This window comes from Rhodococcus sp. MEB041 (assembly GCF_030208955.1).
In the GTDB taxonomy this organism is placed as follows: domain Bacteria; phylum Actinomycetota; class Actinomycetes; order Mycobacteriales; family Mycobacteriaceae; genus Rhodococcoides.
In genome coordinates this window covers 511,514-533,070 of record NZ_JARVSZ010000001.1, presented here as the reverse complement: position 1 = coordinate 533,070, position 21,557 = coordinate 511,514, and the positions used below count along the sequence as shown (strand labels likewise).

At 67.9% G+C, this 21,557-nt stretch carries 26 protein-coding genes; 10 read left to right on the top strand and 16 right to left on the bottom strand.

Annotation, left to right across the window (positions count from 1 at the left end; translation table 11 throughout):
- Positions 1 to 26 precede the first annotated feature (26 nt).
- The 6 genes from QRN16_RS02550 (at position 27) to QRN16_RS02525 (ending at position 2,999) form a co-directional block, all read left to right on the top strand.
- On the top strand, positions 27 to 254 hold the full coding sequence (locus QRN16_RS02550; protein WP_285184490.1) for a lasso peptide biosynthesis PqqD family chaperone: 228 nt from the start codon (positions 27 to 29) through the stop codon (positions 252 to 254).
- Positions 251 to 718 carry a lasso peptide biosynthesis B2 protein gene (locus tag QRN16_RS02545; RefSeq protein ID WP_285184489.1) on the top strand — a complete coding sequence of 156 codons (468 nt, stop codon included), beginning with the start codon at positions 251 to 253 and terminating at the stop codon, positions 716 to 718. Before QRN16_RS02550 ends, QRN16_RS02545 begins: the two co-directional genes overlap by 4 nt.
- A gap of 100 nt (positions 719 to 818) precedes the next feature.
- Positions 819 to 938 carry a keywimysin-related RiPP gene (locus QRN16_RS02540; protein ID WP_222632908.1) on the top strand — a complete coding sequence of 40 codons (120 nt, stop codon included), beginning with the start codon at positions 819 to 821 and terminating at the stop codon, positions 936 to 938.
- Positions 939 to 980: 42 nt separating this feature from the next.
- Positions 981 to 1,103, top strand: coding sequence for a hypothetical protein (locus QRN16_RS02535; RefSeq protein ID WP_261775737.1), 123 nt, complete (start codon positions 981 to 983; stop codon positions 1,101 to 1,103).
- Positions 1,104 to 1,212: 109 nt separating this feature from the next.
- A complete protein-coding gene (locus QRN16_RS02530) occupies positions 1,213 to 2,160 on the top strand; it encodes an ABC transporter ATP-binding protein (RefSeq protein WP_222632909.1) in 948 nt (315 codons plus the stop codon).
- Positions 2,157 to 2,999 carry an ABC transporter permease gene (locus QRN16_RS02525; protein ID WP_222632910.1) on the top strand — a complete coding sequence of 281 codons (843 nt, stop codon included), beginning with the start codon at positions 2,157 to 2,159 and terminating at the stop codon, positions 2,997 to 2,999. Before QRN16_RS02530 ends, QRN16_RS02525 begins: the two co-directional genes overlap by 4 nt.
- Here QRN16_RS02525 and QRN16_RS02520 read toward each other — a convergent pair.
- The 9 genes from QRN16_RS02520 to QRN16_RS02480 all read right to left on the bottom strand — a co-directional run bounded on the left by QRN16_RS02520 (position 2,966) and on the right by QRN16_RS02480 (position 10,154).
- Positions 2,966 to 3,634: a response regulator gene (locus QRN16_RS02520; RefSeq protein WP_285184488.1), complete on the bottom strand. Its 669-nt coding sequence runs from the start codon at positions 3,632 to 3,634 to the stop codon at positions 2,966 to 2,968. The two genes, QRN16_RS02525 and QRN16_RS02520, sit on opposite strands and share 34 nt — an antisense overlap.
- Entirely contained in the window at positions 3,631 to 4,815 is a 1,185-nt protein-coding gene (locus QRN16_RS02515) for a sensor histidine kinase (RefSeq protein WP_285184487.1), read from the bottom strand. Before QRN16_RS02515 ends, QRN16_RS02520 begins: the two co-directional genes overlap by 4 nt.
- Before the next feature lie 66 nt (positions 4,816 to 4,881).
- The gene (locus tag QRN16_RS02510; RefSeq protein WP_285184486.1) at positions 4,882 to 5,244 is read right to left on the bottom strand and encodes a hypothetical protein; all 363 of its coding nucleotides are present in this window, start codon (positions 5,242 to 5,244) and stop codon (positions 4,882 to 4,884) included.
- Positions 5,245 to 5,287: 43 nt separating this feature from the next.
- Positions 5,288 to 6,052 carry an ABC transporter permease gene (locus QRN16_RS02505; protein WP_285184485.1) on the bottom strand — a complete coding sequence of 255 codons (765 nt, stop codon included), beginning with the start codon at positions 6,050 to 6,052 and terminating at the stop codon, positions 5,288 to 5,290.
- 5 nt (positions 6,053 to 6,057) lie between these two features.
- A complete protein-coding gene (locus QRN16_RS02500) occupies positions 6,058 to 6,834 on the bottom strand; it encodes an ABC transporter permease (protein ID WP_285184484.1) in 777 nt (258 codons plus the stop codon).
- The gene (locus tag QRN16_RS02495; protein WP_056442941.1) at positions 6,831 to 7,733 is read right to left on the bottom strand and encodes an ABC transporter ATP-binding protein; all 903 of its coding nucleotides are present in this window, start codon (positions 7,731 to 7,733) and stop codon (positions 6,831 to 6,833) included. The genes QRN16_RS02500 and QRN16_RS02495 overlap by 4 nt, the downstream gene beginning before the upstream one ends.
- Before the next feature lie 112 nt (positions 7,734 to 7,845).
- Positions 7,846 to 8,496, bottom strand: coding sequence for a response regulator transcription factor (locus tag QRN16_RS02490; RefSeq protein WP_222633000.1), 651 nt, complete (start codon positions 8,494 to 8,496; stop codon positions 7,846 to 7,848).
- Between the two features lie 5 nt (positions 8,497 to 8,501).
- A complete protein-coding gene (locus QRN16_RS02485) occupies positions 8,502 to 9,620 on the bottom strand; it encodes a sensor histidine kinase (protein ID WP_285184483.1) in 1,119 nt (372 codons plus the stop codon).
- Between the two features lie 84 nt (positions 9,621 to 9,704).
- Positions 9,705 to 10,154: an Hsp20/alpha crystallin family protein gene (locus tag QRN16_RS02480; protein ID WP_056442946.1), complete on the bottom strand. Its 450-nt coding sequence runs from the start codon at positions 10,152 to 10,154 to the stop codon at positions 9,705 to 9,707.
- 241 nt (positions 10,155 to 10,395) lie between these two features.
- On the opposite strand from QRN16_RS02480, the gene QRN16_RS02475 reads away from it, so the two are divergent.
- On the top strand, positions 10,396 to 11,088 hold the full coding sequence (locus QRN16_RS02475; RefSeq protein ID WP_056442948.1) for a TerD family protein: 693 nt from the start codon (positions 10,396 to 10,398) through the stop codon (positions 11,086 to 11,088).
- A 4-nt stretch (positions 11,089 to 11,092) separates the two neighbouring features.
- On the opposite strand, the gene QRN16_RS02470 is transcribed toward QRN16_RS02475, so the two are convergent.
- Positions 11,093 to 11,974, bottom strand: coding sequence for a LysR family transcriptional regulator (locus QRN16_RS02470; protein WP_285184482.1), 882 nt, complete (start codon positions 11,972 to 11,974; stop codon positions 11,093 to 11,095).
- 102 nt (positions 11,975 to 12,076) lie between these two features.
- Here QRN16_RS02470 and QRN16_RS02465 point away from each other — a divergent pair, with 102 nt between their 5' ends.
- From QRN16_RS02465 to QRN16_RS02455, 3 genes are read left to right on the top strand one after another with little or no spacing between them, the layout of a single operon-like run.
- Entirely contained in the window at positions 12,077 to 13,390 is a 1,314-nt protein-coding gene (locus tag QRN16_RS02465; protein WP_222632917.1) for a CitMHS family transporter, read from the top strand.
- Positions 13,387 to 14,721, top strand: a complete 1,335-nt coding sequence (locus QRN16_RS02460) for an acyclic terpene utilization AtuA family protein (protein ID WP_285184481.1) — start codon at positions 13,387 to 13,389, stop codon at positions 14,719 to 14,721. The genes QRN16_RS02465 and QRN16_RS02460 overlap by 4 nt, the downstream gene beginning before the upstream one ends.
- Positions 14,718 to 15,017, top strand: a complete 300-nt coding sequence (locus QRN16_RS02455; protein ID WP_285184480.1) for an AtuA-related protein — start codon at positions 14,718 to 14,720, stop codon at positions 15,015 to 15,017. The genes QRN16_RS02460 and QRN16_RS02455 overlap by 4 nt, the downstream gene beginning before the upstream one ends.
- An 8-nt stretch (positions 15,018 to 15,025) precedes the next feature.
- On the opposite strand, the gene QRN16_RS02450 is transcribed toward QRN16_RS02455, so the two are convergent.
- The 6 genes from QRN16_RS02450 to QRN16_RS02425 form a co-directional block, all read right to left on the bottom strand.
- Entirely contained in the window at positions 15,026 to 16,546 is a 1,521-nt protein-coding gene (locus QRN16_RS02450) for an alkaline phosphatase D family protein (RefSeq protein ID WP_285184479.1), read from the bottom strand.
- A 41-nt stretch (positions 16,547 to 16,587) separates the two neighbouring features.
- The gene (locus QRN16_RS02445; protein WP_285184478.1) at positions 16,588 to 17,604 is read right to left on the bottom strand and encodes a DUF8320 family protein; all 1,017 of its coding nucleotides are present in this window, start codon (positions 17,602 to 17,604) and stop codon (positions 16,588 to 16,590) included.
- A complete protein-coding gene (locus QRN16_RS02440) occupies positions 17,601 to 18,779 on the bottom strand; it encodes a sensor histidine kinase (protein WP_285184477.1) in 1,179 nt (392 codons plus the stop codon). The genes QRN16_RS02445 and QRN16_RS02440 overlap by 4 nt, the downstream gene beginning before the upstream one ends.
- Positions 18,776 to 19,408, bottom strand: a complete 633-nt coding sequence (locus QRN16_RS02435; protein WP_285184476.1) for a response regulator — start codon at positions 19,406 to 19,408, stop codon at positions 18,776 to 18,778. Before QRN16_RS02435 ends, QRN16_RS02440 begins: the two co-directional genes overlap by 4 nt.
- Positions 19,409 to 19,502: 94 nt before the next feature.
- The gene (kynU, locus tag QRN16_RS02430; RefSeq protein ID WP_285184475.1) at positions 19,503 to 20,708 is read right to left on the bottom strand and encodes a kynureninase; all 1,206 of its coding nucleotides are present in this window, start codon (positions 20,706 to 20,708) and stop codon (positions 19,503 to 19,505) included.
- Entirely contained in the window at positions 20,705 to 21,550 is an 846-nt protein-coding gene (locus QRN16_RS02425; RefSeq protein ID WP_222639007.1) for a tryptophan 2,3-dioxygenase, read from the bottom strand. The genes kynU and QRN16_RS02425 overlap by 4 nt, the downstream gene beginning before the upstream one ends.
- Between the last annotated feature and the right edge of the window lie 7 nt (positions 21,551 to 21,557).

Below are 21,557 nucleotides of genomic sequence, written 5' to 3'. Positions count from 1 at the left end.
CGATGCTTCGCACCCGACGACCGTCCGTGACGGCCGTTCCCACCGAGTTCGGCCAGGTCCTCCTCGACCGGCGCAAGGGTCGGTACTTTCACCTGAACGGCACGGCGACCACCATCGCGGACAGCCTGCGCGGCGGAGTCGGCATCGAGGACACGGCTCGCGAGATCTCGCGGCGATACGAGATCGACGACGCCACGGCGCGAACCGATGTCGAGACCGTCGACGCGCAGCTCCGAGAGGCGGGCCTGCTGTGAGTGACGTACTCCCCCGCACACCTGCCGATCTCCACCTCCTCGAGCGAGTCGCCGTCGGGACCGCGGTGGCGCTCGCCCGGATGCTGGCACACGCATCGCCGGACACGACGCGGCGCGTCCTCACTGCGACGGCCCGGGGCGCGCGCCCCGCGTCGTACGAGGATGCACGCGACGCCCGAGACGCCGTTCTGACGGTCAGCGCATTCTGTCGTGGCGGTTCGTCCTGCCTGCCGCGCTCGCTCGCCACCGCGCTCGTGTGCCGCACTCGCGGGACGTGGCCGGACTGGTGTGTCGGAGTCCTGACGGCGCCGCCGTTCACCGCCCACGCGTGGATCGAAGCGGACGGCCGCATCGTCGACGAACCCATGTCCGGTGCAGATTTCGCGACGTTCTTCCGCGTCCGATCCGGCCGTACCGAGCCGGACCACCCCACTGTTCCGAGGGCCTCACAGCTGGCCGCGTAGGAACCCACAGACTCGGTGGCGGAACCGATACCGCCATCGGACGTGGTGAGCCACCGCGGTTCACCATGCACGATCGAACACCCCGGAAAGGAGATTCACCATGACCGACCGTTACGAGACCCCCACGATCGTCGATCTCGGCGAGTTCCGCACCGAGACCGGATACGGAATCGGCGGCCAGGCCGAGGGATGGAACCCGATCGCCGATCGCAAGAACTGACCACACGCTCACACCGATCCAGCACACGAGAAGGAGACACTCATGATCGAGACCTACCAGGCACCCGTCGTCGCAGACCTCGGCCGCTTCCAGGACGAGACCGGCGAGTTCATCGGCCCGAACACCGAGGCCATCCTTCCGTTCGAGGACCACTCCAAGGAGTGACCACGTTCGAGCGGACCCCTGACGGGGTCGTGTAGCACGGGTCGGGAATCCGGATGCCGTCCGGATTCCCGACCCGCTTCCCCTCTCCGGATCGACGGAAGGCCCAGCGATGACCCACCCGACCGCGCTTGCACTCGCTCGTGACGAACGGCTCCCGCTGACACCCGACACTCGCGAGCCGGCTGTGCTGACCCGCGACCTCCGCATGCGCTACGGCGACACGGACGTGCTGCGCGGAGTCGACCTCCGCATCGAGGCCGGTGAGGTCACCGCACTGCTCGGACCGAACGGTGCAGGGAAGACCACCACCATCGAGATCCTCGAAGGAATCCGACGCCGGTCGAGTGGCGACGTCCGCGTGCTCGGCATCGATCCCGACGACGCCACGGAAGAGTGGCAATCGCGTATCGGCGTGGTACTCCAGTCCTGGCGCGATCATCGACGCTGGCGCGCGGGCGATCTCCTCACACACATCGCGTCGTACTACCGACCCTTCGCACGCCGGGACCGCGCCACGCCGTTCGAGCCGGACGAGCTCCTCGACGCCGTCGGCCTCACGGACAAGGCGACCACGCGAGTCGGGCGCCTGAGTGGCGGCCAGCGGCGCCGACTCGACGTCGCCATCGGCTTGGTGGGGAACCCGGAACTTCTGTTCCTCGACGAGCCGACCGTGGGCTTCGATCCCGAAGCGAGACAGGAGTTTCACGCGCTGCTCCAGTCGATCGCCCGCACACGGGACACGGCCGTAATACTCACGACGCACGATCTCGCGGAGGCGGAGCTCCTGTCCGATTCGGTGGCGATCCTGGTGGGCGGGCGGATCGTCGCGCGCGGCAGCACCGCAGACATCGCCCGCGAACACGCACGTGGAACGAGGGTGACCCACAGAGTCTGCGGTGACCTCCGATCCACCGTCGTCGACGGGGACGCGACCGACCACGTCCGCACCCTGCTGCGCGACTCCCGCATCACCGACCTGGCGGTACGACCCCGGTCACTCGAGGACGCGTACCTGCAGATGATCGACGCACTGGACGAGAAAGGATCGCCGGCATGATCATGTCTGTCGCACGCATCGGCTTCGACCGTGGCCGCGAGGAGTTCCGTCAGGGTCTGCCTCTCGTCTTCAACTACGTGTTCTTCCCATCGGTGGCGCTGGTGGTGATGTTCTTCCTGCGGGGTGTCAGGCTGGGCGACTCCGGTGCGTCGTTGAGCACCTACGCGATACCCGGGATCCTTGCGATCAACGTGGTGTTCAGCGGTCTCATGGGACTGGCCACCATCCTCATCACCGAACGCGAGGACGGCACCCTGCTGCGCGCACGGTCCCTGCCCTACGGCATCCACGCCTACCTGATCGGGAAGCTGGTGTCACAGACAGCGATCACGCTCGTGACGGTCGCGGTGATCATCGCGGAGGCAACACTGCTGTTCGGCGGGTTCGTCGCCACAGATCTGTCGAATCTCGCTCACCTCCTGTGGATCCTGCCGCTCGGGCTGGCCGCGACCCTGCCCTTCGGTGCCGCGCTGGGGGCGGCCGTGAAGAACCCGCGAAACCTCAGCTTCGTCTCACTGTCGCTCATGGGTGTGGTCAGCGTGTCGGGTGTGCTGTATCCGCTCGGGCAGCAGGCGCTCTGGATGCAGTGGCTCGGACAGGCCACCCCGCTGTACTGGCTGGGACTCGCGTTCCGCGGCGGACTTCTGGGCGACGGCGCCGCCTCGGCGGAAATCGGCGGAACCTGGCGGTTGGCGGAAACCGCTGCGGTGCTCGGAGTTTGGAGCATCGTGGGAACGGGCACGGCGGTACTGGTGCTGCGACGTACCTCGCGCCGACGGGGCGGCAGTCGAACGAGCAGGCCGCGTCACTCCTCGCCTGCCATCACCCCGGCCTCGTAAGCGAACACGACACATCGGATGCGGTCTCGGACCTCCAGTTTGCGGAGGATGTGGCCGACGTGAGTCTTGACCGTCACCTCGGCGATGACCAGCTCGGCGGCAATCTCCGCGTTGTTCATACCCCGCCCGATCAGGGTGAGGACGTCCCTCTCCCGTTCGGTCAGCGAGTCGAGCTTCGCAGAGCGCGCCGCCGACGCGGACGGTGTCGCCCGCGGCGTCTGCGATGCGAGCAGTCGGCGCGTCATCTGGGGCGAGACCACCGCTGTGCCGGCATGGGTGGAGACAATGGCGGCGAGTAACGACTCCGGTGGGGTGTCCTTGAGAAGAAAGCCGCTCGCACCTGCCATGATCGCGTCGTAGACGTAGGTCTCGACTGCGAAGGTGGTGACGATCAGCACTTTCGGTGCATTCTCCATCTCGACGATCTTGCGGGTGGCGTCGATACCGTTCATCCCGGGCATGTCGATGTCCATCAGGACGACGTCGACCTCGCCGGGCATGTCACGGACGACGGCCACCGCGTCGCCACCCGCGGACGCCTCCGCCACCACCGTGGTGTCCGTCCCCGAATCCACGATCATGCGCAGACCCGCCCGCACGAGCTCACTGTCGTCGACGACGACCGTGCGGATCATCGGGCCGCTCCGGCCGCCACGGCACCGCAGGACGGCAGAACCACACGCAGTGCGAAACCGCCGGTGCCGGAACGGGCGACGGCGACGGTACCGCCGAGGGACGAGACCCGCTCACGCATCCCGCGCAGGCCGTAGCCTCCGGTCTGTGTGGACGACGCCCCGCACCCGTCGTCCTCGACCGTCACCGCCAGCGTCTCGTCGCCGCTCACGACGGCGACTGCGACCTCGCTGACATGGTCTCCCGCGTGCTTGTGAATGTTGGTCAGCGCTTCCTGCACCACCCGAAACGTGGTCTCTTGCACATCGACCGGCACGGTTCGCGGATCTGCGGCCAGATCCAGGGTCACGGTCAACCCCGATGCGCGCGCCCGCTCGACGAGCGATGCCACATCACAGAGCCGCGGCGCGCTTCCCGCGCACCCGTCGTCCCTCAGCATCGTCAAGACGGTGCGGAACTCGTCGAGTGACGTTCGGCAGTGCTCGGCGATGGCGCGTACCGCGCGGCGATGCACCGGGGAGAGGTCGCCGGCCCGTCCCATTCCCTCGGCCAGTGTCAGCACACCGGCGAGACTGTGCGACACGACGTCGTGCATGTCCCGAGCGATGCGTTCGCGCTCCTCGGCGGCAGCGAGTCGGGCGAGGTGGACCTTCTCCCGCTCGAGTTGTGCGGCGCGGTCCGCCAGGGTGTCGCGGTAGGCCCGGTCCACCGCCGCGCTCCTACCCCACGTGTACGCGGCGCACGTCGCCGCGCCGACGGCGGCGAGCGGGACGATCACGTCACGTACCGAATCGCCCCACACGATGCCGCCGATCACGGCCCCGACGAGGACACACCCGGCGCTGACGAGTGCGGATCGCTGCGACGCGTACAGGGCGACGGCATGGACACCGGCGAGCAGCACGAGATCGGCCGGCACCGGCCCGCTCAGGAAAGCCAGCTGAGCCGCGCCGGCCGAGGCCATGATCGCGAAAGTCGTGCGTGGCCGGACGTGGGACCAGATCCAGGGAAGACACAGGCCGACGGTCACAGCGAGGGCGACCACGGTTCGATACCCGTTCCAGATCGTGCCGACCGACACTGCCGACGAGTACAGACACAGCAGCACCGCCACCGTTGCCCGCGCGCCCGTGTGGTCGCGATCATGGACATGGCTGCGGCCCTGCAGTGGTCCCCCGGTCACTCAGGAAGTATAAGAAACCTTTCGGTCGGCTGCTACCCGAGCGTGTGTCGGGCCGTCACTCGCGGGTCAGGAGAGGAGCCCGTCGACGAGACGTCGCAGATCGGAATTCTGCGTGATGGCCGGGTCGACGACCATGACAGTCCAGAACACCGCCGCGACAATGCACACCGCGGTCACCACGAGGGCGACGACGAAACCGGTCGCCGTCGCCCCACGCCCCGGGTCACCGGGCACGGTCTCGTGCAGGCCACGCCATCCCGCGACGATCCCGACGACACCCACTGCGGCCGAGACGAAGCCGCCCAGGGGGACGAACACGAGAACGGGCAACGACACGAGGGCGATCGCGGCGCAGACGAGCGCTCTGGTGGCGCGGGCACGCGCGGCCGGTGCTGTCCGATCGGTATCGGGTGCGTTCCGTGTGTACATGACGTCTCCTTCGTGTCGATGAATCGGTGTGTGTCGAGTCAGGTCATCGCGTGTGCACGTCGCGGCGATCGAGCAATCGGGTCGTGGCCGCCACCACGACCCCCGTGAGCAGAACGGCGGCAGTGACCACTGCGGTGGCTGCGCCGGTCGTCAGCGCCCCGGGGTCACCGAAGGCGCCCGACGCGAGCTGGCTCGCCCGCGTGGTCACGGCGTAGGGAAACACGAACACGGCAGCGTGCCACTCGGCCGTCATCGCGACGACGGCAACACCTGCACCCACCATCGCCACCGCGATGGGAGCGGCGAAGGACCGCATCGTCATCGACAACGTCGACTGCAGTGCAGCGAGTGGGATCACGGCGATCGCGGTCAGTGCACCGACCGCGACGTACTGCGTCGGCAGCATGCCCGGCAGCCCGAACACCAGCTTGCCGAGAATCACGACGGCCACCAGTTCCACTGCCAGCATCGCAATTCCGAGCAGTGCCACCGCGACGGTCTTGGCCACCACGATGCGTCCAGTCGGTGTCGCACTCGCCATCAGCGCGTTCCAGTTGCCACCTCGGTGTTCCGGTCGCCACACCAGCGATGCCAGCACGGCGACTCCGAGCGCGACGGGGAAGAGTCCGAAGAAGACGGTGGTCCGGAGCCACAACGTGTTCCAGCCGTCCTCGAGACCGGCGCCGGACGCCGCGGTGTTCACGACGCCGAGTGCCGCCATGACGAGTGGGAGGACGACCACCACCGCCCACACCTGGGAACGCCTGAGCTTGAGCACTTCTGCCCCCAGAATCTCTGCATAGCGCATGATCTTCATCCCTCCTGCCGGTCGAGCCGACGAGTCGCAAGTGTGAACACCACCGATGCGAGTACCGCGAGGACAGCGACGCTGCCGTAGGACGGCGTGAGCGTGACCACCGCGTCGCCCTGGTAGTCCGCGGACGCGATGAGCGACCAGTACCCCCACGGGGTCAGGTGCGCCGCCCACACAGGCAGCCCGAACGAGCACAGCGCGACGACGGTGCCGACGATGCCGTTCCCCAGCGCGACGAGTTGATTGTCGAAGCGCGCCGAGACCAGCACCTGCAGGGCCAGCACCGCCAGCGCGACGACGAGAGCGGACACGGTCTGACCGAGCCACAGTCCGGCGGGCGGTGTGTCCGAGATGCCGCCGAGAACTCCGAGTGCGAGAGCGCCGATGCTTCCGAGGGAGGTCGCGACGACCACGTGCACCGCCGTGCACCAGAACTTGGCGCGGCACAGTCGCCCGGGTGTCACACCCGACGTCCGCGCGAGCAACCACCCGTTTCCCTGATGCTCGATCTCCACTGCGCGGCTGGCGATCACCGCGATGAGCAGAGGAGACGCGAGGGGAAGTGCCAGCGACAGTCCTGCAAGGGGAAGGCCCCATGTCAGCGGTTCCCCCTCACCCTGTGGGGCGCCGCCGAGCATGCCCACCATCGTCAGGGCAATGATTCCCAGCGCGAGCGCGGCACTGACTACGCCCAGGCGCAGGTGGCGATACTTCGCGAACTCGTTGCGCACCGACGACGTGCCGGACGTCGTCGACGGTGACAGTGTCGTGGTCACAGCCGACCCCCGCTCGTCAGGTTCATGAAGACGTCCTCGAGGGACTGCTCGTCACGGCGCACGCCGTACACGCCGGCCCCCGCCCCGACCAGGTCCTCCACGACACGCGCCGTCGTGCGATCGTCGATACCCGTCACCCGAACGGTGTGGCCGTCGACACGGGTCGGAAGCTTCTCTCGCAGAACCGCTCCGGCACGATCCGGGTCGACGGTGTCGATCAGCACGTCCGGTGTGGCCGCGCTCGTCAGATCGGAACGCGATCCCTGGAAGATCATGCGCCCGCCACTGAGAATCCCGAGTACGTCGGCGGTCCGGTCGATCTCACCGAGTAGATGACTCGACACCATGACAGTCACTCCGTGTGACGCCAGATGACGCAGGAGCTCACGGATCTCCTCGATTCCTGCGGGGTCCAGTCCGTTCGTCGGTTCGTCGAGGACCAGCAGGCGCGGTTCGCGTGCGAGCGCCATGGCGATACCGAGGCGTTGCTTCATGCCCAGGGAGTAGTTGCGGACCTTCTTGTCGAGCTGGTCCTGCAAGCGCACCGTCCGGACAGCCCGGTCGATCTGGTCCGCGCGCAGTCCGAGACTGCGCTGGACGACGCGCAGATTCTCCGCACCCGTCAGGTGCCCGTATCCCGGCGGTGCCTCGATCAACGAACCGACCTGCGCGAGCTGGTCGCGTCGCGTCTCCCGCGTGAGAGGGCGGCCGAAGAGTGATATCTGACCCGACGAGGGCGTCACCAGCGACAACAACATCTTCATCGTCGTCGACTTACCCGAACCGTTGGGCCCGAGGAAGCCGTAGACGCAACCCTCGGGAATCCGCAGGTTCAGGTCGTCGACGACGGTGGTCGATCCGTACCGCTTGCCGAGGCCCTGTGTGTTGACGATGTCCATGACCCACACTCTGCCGACGGTGGGCGCGAAAATCGTCAGTCCGGGGGCGGATATTCGGAGGTATACCTGAGTAGGAGATCAGGCCGGACAGTGCATCGGCCAGGGCGTCGCATCAGCGGGGGCGCTGCATCAGTCCGGCCTCGTACGCGACGATCACCGCCTGCGTCCGATCGCGCAACCCAAGCTTGGCGAGGATCCGTCCCACGTGTGCCTTGACGGTCACCTCGGAGACCCCCAGCGACGCGCCGATCTCGGCGTTCGACAGCCCGGAGGCGATCGCGTACAGCACCTCGGTCTCCCGCGCGGTCAACTTCTCGAGGTCGGCCGACCTGGTGAACGACGGCGCCGACCCTCGGGTCACGTGTTCCACCAGGCGCCGCGTGGTCGACGGTGCCACGACCGCGTCGCCGTCCCGGACGTGGCCGAGCGCGGCGACGAGTTCGTCGACCGGGCCGTCCTTGAGCAGGAAGCCGCTCGCGCCGCACCGCAGCGCCTCGAAGGCGTACTCGTCGAGGTCGAACGTGGTCAGTATCAACACCTTCGGAGAACCGTGATTCTGGCAGAGTGCACGCGTGGCGGCGACACCGTCCATGACGGGCATGCGCACGTCCATCACGACGACGTCCGGCTTCGCCGAGCGTGCGACCTCCAGGGCTTCCCGACCGTTCGACGCCTCGCCGACCACCTCGACTCCTCGGGACTGCAGAACCATGCGCAGGCCCGTCCGGACGAGTTCCTGGTCGTCGACGAGGACGACACGCATGGTGGTCACCTCGGCACCGGCAGACGCGCGTGGACGCCGAACCCGGAGTCCGTGGGGCCGACCTCGAGGTCCCCTCCCTGAGCCTCGACTCGTTCGCGCATCCCGATCAATCCGAGTCCCCAGGTTCCGGTTCCGCTCTTCCCGTCGTCCACCACGCGAATGTCGACTCCGTCGTCGTTCCAACACAGCGACACACGAACATCGTGCACCTCGCCGGCGTGCTTTCGGACGTTGGTGAGTGCTTCCTGGATCACACGGTAGACGACCGCGGCGGCACCCGCACCGAGCTCGCGCGGTGTCCCTTCGTCCACCCGTACGACCGGGATGCCCACGGCGCGTGATTCGTCGAGCAGCGCGTCGATTCGATCGAGACCCGGTTGCGGGCCGACGGGGTCGTCGTCGGATCTCAGCACGGTCAGCATGGACCGCATCTCACTCATCGCACCGCGGCTGGTGTCGCGCACCGAGCGCATCGCCTCGGCCGCACGGTCCGGATCCGCGTGAGCGATCGATGCCGCACCCTCCGACAGCAGCACGATCGCACTGAGACTGTGCGAGACGACGTCGTGCAGTTCTCGTGCGATGCGGGTGCGCTCACCCAGAACGGCCATGCGGGTGCCGGTCTCGCGCTCGCGCTCGGCCTGCGCCGCACGCTCCTCCAGAGACTGCACGTACAGGCGCCGGGTTCGGGCCAACGTGCCGATGAGCCACGCGACGGCCATGGTTGCGACCAACAGTCCGACGTCTCCCGGCGACAGGTCGTTCGCCTCTCGGTCCGGCAGCGTCACGAGAAGAGTCCACCCGGCAGCGACGACTGCCGCCGGTAGCGAGATCTGCCAGGCGCGAGCGGACGCGACGGCGAACAGGGAGAACACCACCATCACGTCCGCCACCAGGGGCCCGAGGCCGAGGAGTACCTGCAGGTGAGCTGCGGCGATCACGACGGCGAAAGAGCCGACAGGATGGCGACGACGCCACACGAACGGCAGACACAGCCCCACCGGCACGATCAGCTCGAGGGGACTCGATGTGCCCTGAACCGGCAGGTTGTAGGCGAACACCGCCGCGGCGATCGCGATGTCGGTCGCGCGCCGTCGTCGTCCGGATGTCGTCTCCGTCGCCATCGGTCTCGACACTACGACATGGGCACTCACGACGAACGCCGTGCGCCCCTACCGAGGTGCACGGCGTTCGTCAGCGTCGAGTGCTCAGGACGCCGAGGCCTCCAGTGTCGTCTGTCCGCCGGTGTTCTCGGACTGCGCGATGCTGATCTTGCGCGGGGCGGCACGCTCCGACAGCGGGATGTGCACGGAGAGAACACCGTTGTCGTACGACGCGGTGATGCGCTCGGTGTCGATGCCGTCACCCAGCGCGAGCTGGCGACGGTAGGTGCCCGTGAAGCGCTCCGAGGTGAGCCACTGCCGGGAGTCGCCGCTCGGCGCCGAACGGTGGGCCGTCACCGTGAGGGTTCCACGGTCGACGTCGAGGTCGATCGAGCCCGGATCCACACCGGGGAGATCCGCGTCGAGGACGTAATGGTCGTCGACCTTGTACAGATCCATCGGCATGAACCGCGGCGAACGGTCGGTGCCCGACCCGGCTCCCAGCAAGCTCGAGGTCACGGCGTCGAGGTCACGGAAAGGATCGAAGCGAAGCACAGCAACACACCTCCTGTATCTCGTGGACACCGAGCCCGTCATGCTCGGCTCCTCTGTGCGTGACACCGAATTTAGCACTCTCCACCCGAGAGTGCCAAGTACCTTCCAGAAAATTTTCTGGCCGAAGTTGCTCTCGCAGTGCAGGACTGGTCGAGGGTAGGTGCGGCCCGCTCACGGCGACTACGCTGAGGGAAGTGCGCGAAACGGACACCGCCGTTTCCGGAAGAAAGGCCTCCCACCCATGGCGATCGACTACACCAAAAGGCCGTCCACCCCCGCCCCGGCAGCGGGCGGCGTCAATCTGAGCAAGGTGACGCTGTCGAAGGCCGCGCCGACGGTGAATCTGGCCAAGAAAGGCGAGAGCCAGGGCGCGATGCGCGTCAACCTCAACTGGTCGCAGGGCGCGGCCGCACCCGAGCCGAAGAAGAAGGGCTTCCTCGCGAAGCTCGCCGCCGCGTCGTACGGCACCGGCGGCGTCGACCTCGACCTCGGCTGCCTGTACGAGCTGGCCGACGGGTCGAAGGGCGTCATCCAGGCACTGGGCAAGAGCTTCGGCGCGCTGGAGAGCGCACCGTTCATCCAGCTCGACGGCGACGACCGCTCCGGATCCGTCACGGGCGGCGAGAACATGCACATCAACCTGGCGCGGCCCGACGCCTTCAAGCGCATCCTCATCTTCGCGATGATCTACGACGGCGCCCCGAACTGGGCCGCGGTCGACGGCGTCGTCACGCTGTTCCCCACCAGCGGCCCGCAGGTGGAGGTGCGTCTGGACTCCGACAACAACTCCGCCCGCATCTGCTCCATCGCGCTGATCCAGAACACCGGCCAGGGCATCACGGTCACGCGCGAGGTCGAGTACATCCAGGGCAGCCAGGCGGACCTGGACAAGAAGTACGGCTGGGGCATGCGCTGGGCGGCCGGGCGCAAGTAGCCGGTCACGCGGTCAGGCACCGCACGAAGTTCTTCACGCTCGCCGTCTCGTGTCGGCCCTCGACCCGCACGAGCGAGATGGTCCGCTCGACGGTCGGTGACAACGGGGCGTGACGCAGCCCCGCGAACTCCATCATGGGCAGGACCAACTGCGGAACGGCGGTGACACCGAGACCCGCCGCGACCAGACCGGCGACCGCACCGACGTTCTGCGCGTGCATCACCGGCCCCGTGCGGACGTCGGCGTCGCCGAGCGCACGGGCGACGGGTCCGGCGATGCTGCTCTGGGACCCGAACGCGATGAACGGCTCGCCGGCCAGTTCCGCCCAGTCGATGTGCTCCCGGCCGTCGAAGGGGTGGCCGGCTGCGAACGCACAGTGAAACGAGTCCGCGGTGAGAGTTCGGTGGACCAGTCCAGGTTCGGTCGTCGGCGCCGAGACGAGTGCCATGTCCACGGTGCCGGTCAGCAGGGCGGTCAGCGCTTCCTGACGCAGCCCGTCACGGATCTCGAGTAGAACATCCGGGTGGTCGCGGCGGAACTGCACCACATAGGGCGGAAGGAAGGTGGCGGCGAGCGAGGGCAGGCAGGCGACTGACACGGTGCCGCGATCCCCAGTGACGAAACGGCCGATCTGCGCGAGCCCCTCGTCGAAGTCCTGCACCATCTTCCGGGCGTATTGCGTCACGGCGACACCGTCGGGTGTCACGACGACCCTGCGCGTCGTGCGCTCGAACAGCGTGACGTCCAGTCGGCGCTCCGCCTCTGCGACCGAACTGCTGAGCGAAGACTGCACCATGCCCAGTGCCGACGCTGCGGCCGTGAAGCTCTCGTGGTCGGCAATCGCGACGATGCAACGAAGGTGCGTCATCCCCAGGTTGAGGTTCACCCGCCAAGTCTATGCATGGGCGCCATCAATGCATCGGCAATTGATATTGGACTTGCAATTGTGATGTGAGCAACATGTGACGAAGTCCTTGGAGGAGGTCACATGGTTGCCGCGCTCGGCTTCGCCACGATCATCACGTTTCTGGCCTTGACATTCACCCGCCGGGTGTCGGTGTTGGTCGCACTCGTGCTGGTACCCATCGGTTTCGCGCTGGTCGGCGGCTTCGGCGCCGACCTGGGCGACATGATCGCGGAGGGGCTGATCAAGGTCGCGCCGGTCGCGATAATGATCGCCTTCGCGGTGCTGTATTTCAGCCTGATGGTCGACCAGGGGCTTTTCGATCCCGCGATCCGCCGCGTCGTGAGGTGGGCCGGAGGCAGCCCCACCAAGATCGCTGTCGGCACCGCGGTGCTCACCCTCATGGTCGCTCTCGACGGCGACGGCACCTCGACCTTTCTCATCATGGTGTCCGCGATGCTGCCGATCTATCAGCGCATCGGCATGCGGCCGCTCGCACTCACCGGCATCATCGCCCTGTCCGCCGGCATCATGAACATCATCCCGTGGGGCGGCCCGACGGTGCGCGCCATGGCGGCCCTCGACGCGACGAGCGCCGACATCTTCACGCCCGTCATCCCGGCCATGGCCGCGGGCATCGTGTGGGTGCTGTTCTCCGCGTTCATGATCGGCCGCATGGAGAGCAAGCGGATCGGCGCCCTGACGGAGACCGCCACGCCCGTGAAAGCCGGCCCCGGTACGCCCCATGTCGACGACTTGCCGGTCCGCGCCACAGTGCATCCCGCCGTCATGGCATTCAACGTCGTGCTGACACTGGTGCTGCTGGTCATCCTCCTGTTCCAGTTGGCCCCGCTGCAGGTGGCGTTCGCCATCGCCTTCGCCCTGGCGGTCCTGGTCAACAAGCCGAGGTGGTCGGCGCAGCAGGAAGTGTTCGCCAAGCACGGCGGCAACGTCACGATGGTGGTCGTCATGATCCTCGCTGCGGGCGTGCTCACCGGAGTCCTCAACGGCACCGGCATGATCACCGCGATGGCGGAAACCTTCGTGTCCTGGATCCCCGACTCCTTCGGTTCCTCCATCCCCGTCATCACCGCGATCACATCGATGCCGCTGAGCCTGGTCTTCACGCCCGACGCCTACTACTTCGGTGTGCTCCCGGTTCTCGCCGAGACCACGGCCTCGTTCGGCGGCGACCCGATGGAGACCGGCCGCGCCGCCATCCTCGGCCAGATGACCACCGGCTTCCCGCTCAGTCCGCTGACCGCCGCGACGTTCGTGCTGATCGGCATGACGAAGGTGGAACTGGGCAAGCACCAGCGCTTCATCTTCGGGTGGGCGTTCGGCACCACCATCGTCATGACCGTGGTGGCCCTCCTGACAGGAGCGATCTCGCTGTGAAAAAGACGATTCGCCTCGGCGCCGGTTCCGGCTTCTCCGGCGACCGCATCGACCCGGCCGTGACCCTCGCCGATCGCGCTGACCTCGACTACCTCGTCTTCGAGTGCCTCGGGGAACGCACCGTCGCCGCGGGCAACGCGAGACGGCTCGCCGATCCCGACACCGGGTACGACCCCCTCCTGCTCGCCCGCATCAGAGCGGTGTTGCCGCACGTGCTTCGCCGCGGAACCACAGTGGTGACCAACGGTGGCGCAGCACATCCCCTCGCAGCGGCGCGGCGCATCGCGGACCTCGTCGGCGGTCGGGCTCGAGTCGCCGCCGTGACCGGCGACGACGTCCTCGACGCCGTCCGCACACTCGATCCCCTCGTGTGGGAGACCGGCAAGGCCCTCTCCGCTCATCCCGAGAAGTTGGTGTCCGCCAACGCCTACATCGGAGCGGACGCGGTGCTTCCGGCACTGAGCGCCGGTGCCGACATCGTCGTGACGGGCCGACTCGCCGACCCGTCGCTGTACGTCGCGCCGCTCGTCCACGAGTTCGGCTGGGACCTCGACGACGCCCGCACCATCGGTGCCGCGACCGCGGTGGGGCACTTGCTCGAGTGCGCCGGTCAACTGACGGGCGGCTACTACGCCGACCCCGTCACCAAACCGGTTCCCGGCATGGCCGACCTCGGCTTCCCGTATGCGGACGTGTCCGCCGACGCGGACGCCGTCTTCGGCAAGGTGGACGGCACGGGCGGGACCCTCACCACGCGCACGGCCACCGAGCAGCTGCTCTACGAGGTCGGCGACCCCACCACGTACCTCACACCCGACGTCACGGCCGACTTCGGGGCGGTGACCTTCGAGCAGGTCGGCCCCGACAGGGTGTCCCTCACCGGCGCCACCGGTCGCACCCGACCGGACGAGCTCAAGGTGACGCTCGGCTTCCTCGACGGGTGGATCGGCGAGGGCCAGATCAGCTACGCGGGACCTCGCGCGTACGAGCGCGCCCGACTCGCCGCGGACATCGTCACGCAGCGCCTCGCCGACGTCCACGGACTCGACCCCGACGGTGTGACCGTCGAATTGATCGGTGCCGGAGCGGCTTTCCGTGGCCTCGCCACCGACACCGCACCGACCGAGGTGCGGCTCCGCGTCACCGGGCGGGCGGGGTCACGGGAGGATGCCGACGTGGTCGGGTGGGAGGTGGAGAGTCTGTACACCAACGGTCCTGCCGGTGGAGGCGGTGCACGACGATCTCATGCGGAGGTCCTGTGCATCCGATCGACATCGCTTCCACGGCACCTCGTACACACCGAGGTTCACCTGATGGAGGGCACACGATGATCGTCGACGACCTGGCCGACGTCCGCACCGGGGACAAAGGCGACACCCTCATCCTCTCGGTCTTCGCACGGGACCGAGCGGCCTTCGAGACGCTCGAACGTGAGCTCACCCTCGATGTGGTGGTCGCGCACTACGGCGATCGCACCACCCGTGCGCCGCGGCGCACGGCACTGGACAGCGTCTTGGCACTCGTGTTCGAGCTGCCAGGCCAGCTGGGCGGTGGGGTCACAGGATCGGCGGAGCTGGACGGGCACGGCAAGGCGCTGAGTTACCACCTGTTGAGCCTGAAGATCTGATCGCGCGGTCAGGGCGCCGGCAGCACCTGCGTGAAGAGAACCGCCCCGGTACCGTCGCACAGGTTCACCGTCAGCGACCTCGAGTCCTTGTCGATCAGCACCTCCCCGAAGTGCTGGAAGGTATCGAGCGGTGAGGCATTCGGCTCCGGCGGCGCGTGCACGAACACCGCCTCCGGGCCGAACGTGGGGTCGAGGTCGTTCGGCCCGAACGCACCCGCATTCAACGGCCCGCTCACGAACTCCCAGAACTCGCGGAACTCCTGGTAGGCGGCGCGCTCGGGTGAATACCGATGCGCCGCCGTGTAATGCACGTCGGCGGTGAGCCACACGGTGCCGGTGACGTCGTTCCGGTCGATCGCGGTGAGTACCTGCGCGATGTCGGTCTCCCGCCCGAGCGGGGCACCCGGATCCCCGTTGCCGACGCCCTCCTGCGCGGTCTTCCCGTCCGGCACCACGAGCCCCAGCGGGAGGTCGTTGGCAATGACCTTCCAGGTGGCGGTCGAGCGGGACAACTCGTCGATCAGCCACCGCCGCTGACTATCTCCGAGGATGTCCCCGGTCGCGGCGGTGTTGGCACTGTTCGCGTCCTTGTAGCTCCGCATGTCCAGGACGAAGACGTCGAGCAGCGGACCGTACGCGATCTTCCGGTACACCCGCCCGTCGACGGCCTCGGCGGGAGCGACGGGAAGCCACTCGTGAAATGCCTGCAAAGCCCGCTGCGACAACAGGTTCACATCTTTCACGGTGTACTGCTCGAGGTCGAGAATCTCACCGGGATACCAGTTGTTGACGGTCTCGTGATCGTCCCACTGCACCACCTGCGCGACAGAGGAGTTGAAGCGTCGGTAGTTGTCGTCGGTGAGGTTGTACGCGTACTGCCCGCGATACTCGTCGAGGGTCTCCGCAACCTTCGACTTGGCCTCGGACATCGTGTTCCGCCACACCCGGCCGTCGGGCAGCGTGACACTCTCCTCGAGCGGACCGTCGGCGTAGACGACATCGCCGCTGTGCAGGAACAAGTCCGGTTCCCGGTCGGCCATGGCACCGAAGATGGTCATGCCGCCGATGTCGGGGTTGATCCCGTAGCCCTGCCCGACCGTGTCACCGCCCCACAGGAGGCGGATGCTCGACGGGCCGTCCGGAGCCGTGGAGAACACCCCGGTGACGGGCTCCGACGTGGCGCCGTCCTCGCCCTCCAGTGTCACGCGATAGTGCACTCGCTGTCCCGCCGGCAGACCCGTGAGGCGCAGCACGCCGGTACCGTCGGACTGCGGTGTGAGGAGAGGTCCCCGCGTCGTCGTGACGGAGGAGAACGCGTCGGTGGCCGACGTGTCGACGATCATCGTCGCGGGCGTGTCCGACCGTGCCCAGACGAGCGCACCATCGGCACGGACGTCGCCGCTCGCGACGCCGTGGGTCAGCGACGGGCGCGCCCGCACCAGGGTGGGCCCGGTGCTGCAGGCGAGCAACGGCGTGGCCGCGGCACCGAGCGCGGCGTAGCGGAACAGGGAGCGTCGCGAGAGCTGCATGCTCCGCACCGTGCCGCACGGACTTGAACGGGGCATGACTCTCAGGAGGACAGCCGGGTGCCCGATCGGTCGAACTCGGCCCGGTGCGTTCCGTCCGCTCCTGTGACCAGGATGGACGCCGCCGAGTCCCGGTCCTGCGGAAGAAGACGCACCGTCACCGCGCTGGTGGAGTCGCTCTCGAGGGCGGTGATCACCGAGGTCACGATGTCGCGATCGACCACGCCGGTCACGTCCGCGCCGCGGTCGTCGAGCAGGACCACGTCGACTCCCCGACTCCGCGCTGCCCGCGCCGCACTGCTCACCTCGGAGTCGGCCAGTCCGGCGGCACGCAGGGTGTCCCGCAGATGGAACTCAAGAAGACGGCAGGACAGTCGCTCGTCGTCGGACAGCGGCTCGCCCGAGGCGATCCTGGTGAGGAGGGGGCGGGCCAGCTCGTCGAGCCGGGTCAGTTGAAGGTCCCGCTCGTGCAGTGCCGCGGCGGCCGCGGCTTCCTCCGCTGCCTGTCTCGTGGACTCCTCCCGTAACCGGAAGATGTCCGTGACGGGCGAACGCAGCGCGAACGCGAAGAACGTGCCCATCAACACCAGCGCGCCGCTGGGCAGCACGTACAGCACGGCGTCGACCGCGCTCTGCTCGGTCAGCAGGCACCAGACGAGCGTGACGACGAAGATGCCGAGGAACCCGGCCCACGCCCACCACGTGCGCCCACGGACACAGAGGAAGGTGTAGATCCCGGCCGCCGTCCCGATCGGCCACATCTGCAGAGGGCTCCCGATCGGCACCGGAAGCGCGGCGAGGACGATCGCACACGACAGCGGGCCGGTGAGCGTGACGGCTGCCGTCGCGCCGAAAGGGATCGGATCGCCCGGGACGCGGAGGAGTGCCGCGACGGACACGGCATGCAGGACGACCGCCACCGCGACGAGCGCCGGCTCGGTGACGCCCTCGAGTGTCGAGGCGGCGGCCAGAACGACACCGGCGACGTTGAAGGCGACCACCACGAAGGCTGCACGCGTGTGCATGCCCAGCAGAGTCGTGACATCGTTCGTTCTGCTCACTGTGCCTCCCACCGCAGTTCGACGACTGTGCCCCGACCCACCGCAGTGCGGAGCGCGGCGGAGCCGCCCGGAAGCCGGTGCATGCGGTCGAGAATGCTGACCCGGACGCCCAGGCGATGTGCCGGTATCGACGACAGATCGAAGCCGGGGCCGTCGTCCGTCACCGTCACCCGGAGTCCGAGTGGGGAGAGCGCAGCCACGACCGACCGGTGGGCATCGGGGCCCGCGTGCCGCAGGCTGTTCCGCATCGCCTCGGCCATGGCGGCGCCCACGGTGCGGACTGTCTCGGCCGGCACAGTCCGTTCCGCCGCATCGGCCTCGAACCGGAAGCTCAGTGTCGCCGATGCGTCCACTGCCGCGGCCGCGGCACGAAGGTGCGCGACCACGTCCTGCACCTCGAAGTCCGCGGCCGGCAGCGTGTTCCGTCGCAACGTGTCGAGCTCCGCCAACGCGACGCTCGCCTGGTCGACGAGACGCTGATCCATCGGACCGCGCGATGCGGCGAGGAGCGTGGACATGACGTTGTCGTGGATCAACCCGTCGAACCGTCGACGTTCGACCGTCCGCGCCTGCACGGCGGCAGAACTGGCGGCCTGCGCGTAGGTGGACTCGCGGGTGCGATCGAGAAGGAAGCCCGTGCGCGACGCCGTGATCGACGCGGCGACGAAGATGAGGCTGAAGCCGAAGCTGTAGACGATGTCTGCCACCAACGGACTCCGGTCACCGGCGTCACGCAGATAGTGGTTGACCAGTTGGACACCCGTGACGGCCACCGCGAGATGGAGGAACGCCCAGCGCGGCCTCATCGACACCGCAGCCCCCAGAGAGGCCAGGGCAGGGAAGAGGGAGAACCAGGCAGCCTTCCCGTCCGGCAGGGTCTCGCCCGTCCATCCGAGCGGCCACGTGAGCAACCCGAGCAGGAAGACCACGGCGCAGGCCGCCGCCAGTGGCCGGAGCGCACGCTGACCCCGCCGGCCGAACGACGCGGCGCCCAACGCCAGTCCGGGTCCGAAGAACAGGACGAGCCCGACCGGAGTCCACCAGGACGCCGACACCCCCTCCAGATCGCGGATGAGCGGAATCGACACGAGCAGGTAGAAGACGTAGCCCACGCCGATGAAGCGGCCGAACATCGTGAGGATCTGATCGGCCGCGCTGCGCTCCGCCGTCGTCACGACTTCCTGCGTCGACGAGGAAACGGCAACCACCCGTCCTCCAGTGCCCGTTTGTAGAGATCGGTCTTGGTCGGGGCGGGCCTGCCGGCGTCCGCGTACTTGAGCCGGATACGACCGAGATAGTCGTTCACCGTCTCGGGCGAGATACCCATGGTCGACGCCACCCGCGTGGCGGTCTCCCCGGCCGCGTAGAGCGTGAGCAGTCGTCGATGCTGCGGGCTCAGATCCACCGCGGCGAGCTCGGGATCCCCGTCGATGGCTGCCGCCCAGTCGATGGTGGGCACCATCTCGCCCCGGGCTGCACTCCGCACGGCGTCCACCACCGACTCGATCGGCTGGGACTTGCGCACGACGCCGAGCACGCCGGCGCGGGCGGCCGAGCGGACCAGGAACGGATCCTCGCCCGACGTGAGAACCAGCACGTCGAGCCCCCGGGCGCGGATGGCCTCGACGTTGGCCACCGGCGAGGACCCGTCGCGCAGTCGCAGGTCGAGGATGACCAGATCGAGGTTCGTGGTGACGTCGAACAGTTCGGAGACCGTGGGGGCGCTCGCGACGAACTCGAGATCGGGATGATCGGCGAAGGAATCCCGCAGACCACGGACGATCAGTTCGTGATCGTCGACCATTCCGATTCGCGCACGTTCGACCCCCACCGGACCCCCTCAGCCACAAAGTCGTCAGAGCATAACCATCTGACCGGTCGTGTTGTAGTGCCAGGTGTCAGCGCCGGAGCTCTCCGGCGATCGCGAGAACGCCGATGCGCACCTCCTCGAAGCTGGTGCTGAGCGGGCTCAGGCCGAGCCTGATGCCGCTCGGGGCCCGGAAGTCGGGGATGACACCGCGCTTCCACAGCCGCGCCGTGACCTCGCGGAAATCGGGGTGATCGAGCGTGACGTGTCCCCCGCGCTCGTCCGCGTTCTCCGGCGAGGCGATCTCCACGCCCAGTGGCACCAGGTCCGAGCGCACCAGCTCGAGCGCGTACTCGGTGAGAGCGACCGACTTCGCGCGGATCGCGTCCATGCCGACCTCGCCGATCATGGCGAGCGTGTCCTGCATCGCGATCATGCCGAGCACCGGCGGGGTGCCGCTGATGACGCGTCGCACGCCCTCGGCCGGGACGTATCCCTGCTCCATGGCGAAGGCGTCGGCACGCCCCATCCATCCCCATACGGGCTGCCGAAACTCGGGCAGATGCTCCGCGCGGACGTATGCGAACGCGGGCGAGCCGGGACCACCGTTCAGGTACTTGTAGGTGCAGCCGACGGCGAGATCGACACCCCACTCGTCGAGACGGAGCGGCACGGATCCCACCGAGTGCGACAGGTCGAGCACCACCAGGGCGCCGACGTCGTGCGCGACACGGGCCGCCGCGGACGCGTCCGCGAGAAAGCCCGAGCGGTAGGCGACATGACTGAGAAGCACGAAAGCTGTTCGCTCGGTGACGACATCGGCGATGTCCGCAGTCCGTACGCCCGACCGCCGGTCCGAGTCGATCCACACCAGCGTCAGGCCGAGTTCGGACGCGATGGACTCGAGGACGTAGCGATCGGTCGGGAAATTGTCGCGATCGAGGACGATCTCGGTCCGGCCCGGCCTCAGCGCCGCCGCCCCGCGCGCGATCTTGTAGAGCAGGACGGTGGTGGAGTCACCGATGACGGTCTGCCCGGGTGCTGCACCCAGGGCCACCCGACCGAGCGTGTCGCCCAACGTGATGGGCAGCTCGAACCATTCCTCGTCCCACCCGCGGATCAGCCGGCCACCCCAGGCCTGCGCCATGAACGTCGAGACACGCTCGATGCTCGCCGTCGTGGGCCGACCGAGCGAATTGCCGTCGAGATAGGACACGACGGGATCGGCGTCGTCGGTGTGGAAGCGAGAGCGGTACTCGCGCAGGGAGTCCCGTGCGTCGAGGTCTGCTGCGGTCATGGCTGTCCGATCTCGGTGCGGGCGGCGAACAACTCGGGGAAGAACGTCAACTCGAGGGCGCGCTGGAGGAAGCCGACACCACTGGAGCCACCGGTGCCGCTCTTGTGCCCGATCGTCCGGAGCACCGTGCGCATGTGCCGGAACCGCCAGAGCTGAAAGTTCTCCTCCAGGTCGACGAATTCCTCGAACGCCTCGTACGCGGCCCAGTTCTCGGTGGGGTTCTCGTAGACGTGCGTGATCAGTGGCATCAGATCGTCGTTGCGCGCGTACGGCGCGGTGACATCTCGCCGCAGCGCACTCTCCGGAACGTCGAGTCCTGCGCGGGCCAGGCACCGCCACAGGGCGTCGTACACACTCGGCTCGCCGTGCACCCGCGTCAGCAGTTCGGTTGCCACCGAGTCGGATTCGAACACCGTCAGCATCGCCGCGTTCTTGTTGCCCAGCACGAACTCCACCGCGCGGTACTGCGCGGACTGGAACCCCGACGAGTTTCCCAGGAACCCGCGGAACTGCGCGTACTCGGTGGGCGTGAGTGTCGCGAGCACCGACCACTGCTCGGTCAGCGTCTTCTGAATGTGCTTGACACGAGCGACGCACTTCAGCGCGAACCCGAGGTCGTCCGCGTCGAACGCGTCGCGTGCGGCGAGCAGTTCGTGCAGCACGAGCTTGAACCACAGCTCGGTGGTCTGGTGCTGGATGATGAACAGCAACTCGTCGTGATGCTCCGGGACACTCACCGGCTTCTGCGCACTGAGCAGAGTGTCGAGATCCAGGTACGCCCCGTAACTCATCCGCTCGCGGAAATCGGTGACGATGTCCTTCTCGATGGCGCGCTCGTCCATTGCTCCT

Bases quoted from the DNA above. Each gene is read 5' to 3' on its own strand.
- QRN16_RS02540 (WP_222632908.1), top strand. From the start codon at position 819: ATGACCGACCGTTACGAGACCCCCACGATCGTCGATCTCGGCGAGTTC.
- QRN16_RS02535 (WP_261775737.1), top strand. From the start codon at position 981: ATGATCGAGACCTACCAGGCACCCGTCGTCGCAGACCTCGGCCGCTTC.
- QRN16_RS02530 (WP_222632909.1), top strand. From the start codon at position 1,213: ATGACCCACCCGACCGCGCTTGCACTCGCTCGTGACGAACGGCTCCCG.
- QRN16_RS02525 (WP_222632910.1), top strand. From the start codon at position 2,157: ATGATCATGTCTGTCGCACGCATCGGCTTCGACCGTGGCCGCGAGGAG.
- QRN16_RS02520 (WP_285184488.1), bottom strand. From the start codon at position 3,634: ATGATCCGCACGGTCGTCGTCGACGACAGTGAGCTCGTGCGGGCGGGT.
- QRN16_RS02510 (WP_285184486.1), bottom strand. From the start codon at position 5,244: ATGTACACACGGAACGCACCCGATACCGATCGGACAGCACCGGCCGCG.
- QRN16_RS02505 (WP_285184485.1), bottom strand. From the start codon at position 6,052: ATGCGCTATGCAGAGATTCTGGGGGCAGAAGTGCTCAAGCTCAGGCGT.
- QRN16_RS02495 (WP_056442941.1), bottom strand. From the start codon at position 7,733: ATGGACATCGTCAACACACAGGGCCTCGGCAAGCGGTACGGATCGACC.
- QRN16_RS02490 (WP_222633000.1), bottom strand. From the start codon at position 8,496: ATGCGTGTCGTCCTCGTCGACGACCAGGAACTCGTCCGGACGGGCCTG.
- QRN16_RS02485 (WP_285184483.1), bottom strand. From the start codon at position 9,620: ATGGCGACGGAGACGACATCCGGACGACGACGGCGCGCGACCGACATC.
- QRN16_RS02475 (WP_056442948.1), top strand. From the start codon at position 10,396: ATGGCGATCGACTACACCAAAAGGCCGTCCACCCCCGCCCCGGCAGCG.
- QRN16_RS02465 (WP_222632917.1), top strand. From the start codon at position 12,077: ATGGTTGCCGCGCTCGGCTTCGCCACGATCATCACGTTTCTGGCCTTG.
- QRN16_RS02455 (WP_285184480.1), top strand. From the start codon at position 14,718: ATGATCGTCGACGACCTGGCCGACGTCCGCACCGGGGACAAAGGCGAC.
- QRN16_RS02450 (WP_285184479.1), bottom strand. From the start codon at position 16,546: ATGCAGCTCTCGCGACGCTCCCTGTTCCGCTACGCCGCGCTCGGTGCC.
- QRN16_RS02435 (WP_285184476.1), bottom strand. From the start codon at position 19,408: ATGGTCGACGATCACGAACTGATCGTCCGTGGTCTGCGGGATTCCTTC.
- kynU (WP_285184475.1), bottom strand. From the start codon at position 20,708: ATGACCGCAGCAGACCTCGACGCACGGGACTCCCTGCGCGAGTACCGC.
- QRN16_RS02425 (WP_222639007.1), bottom strand. From the start codon at position 21,550: ATGGACGAGCGCGCCATCGAGAAGGACATCGTCACCGATTTCCGCGAG.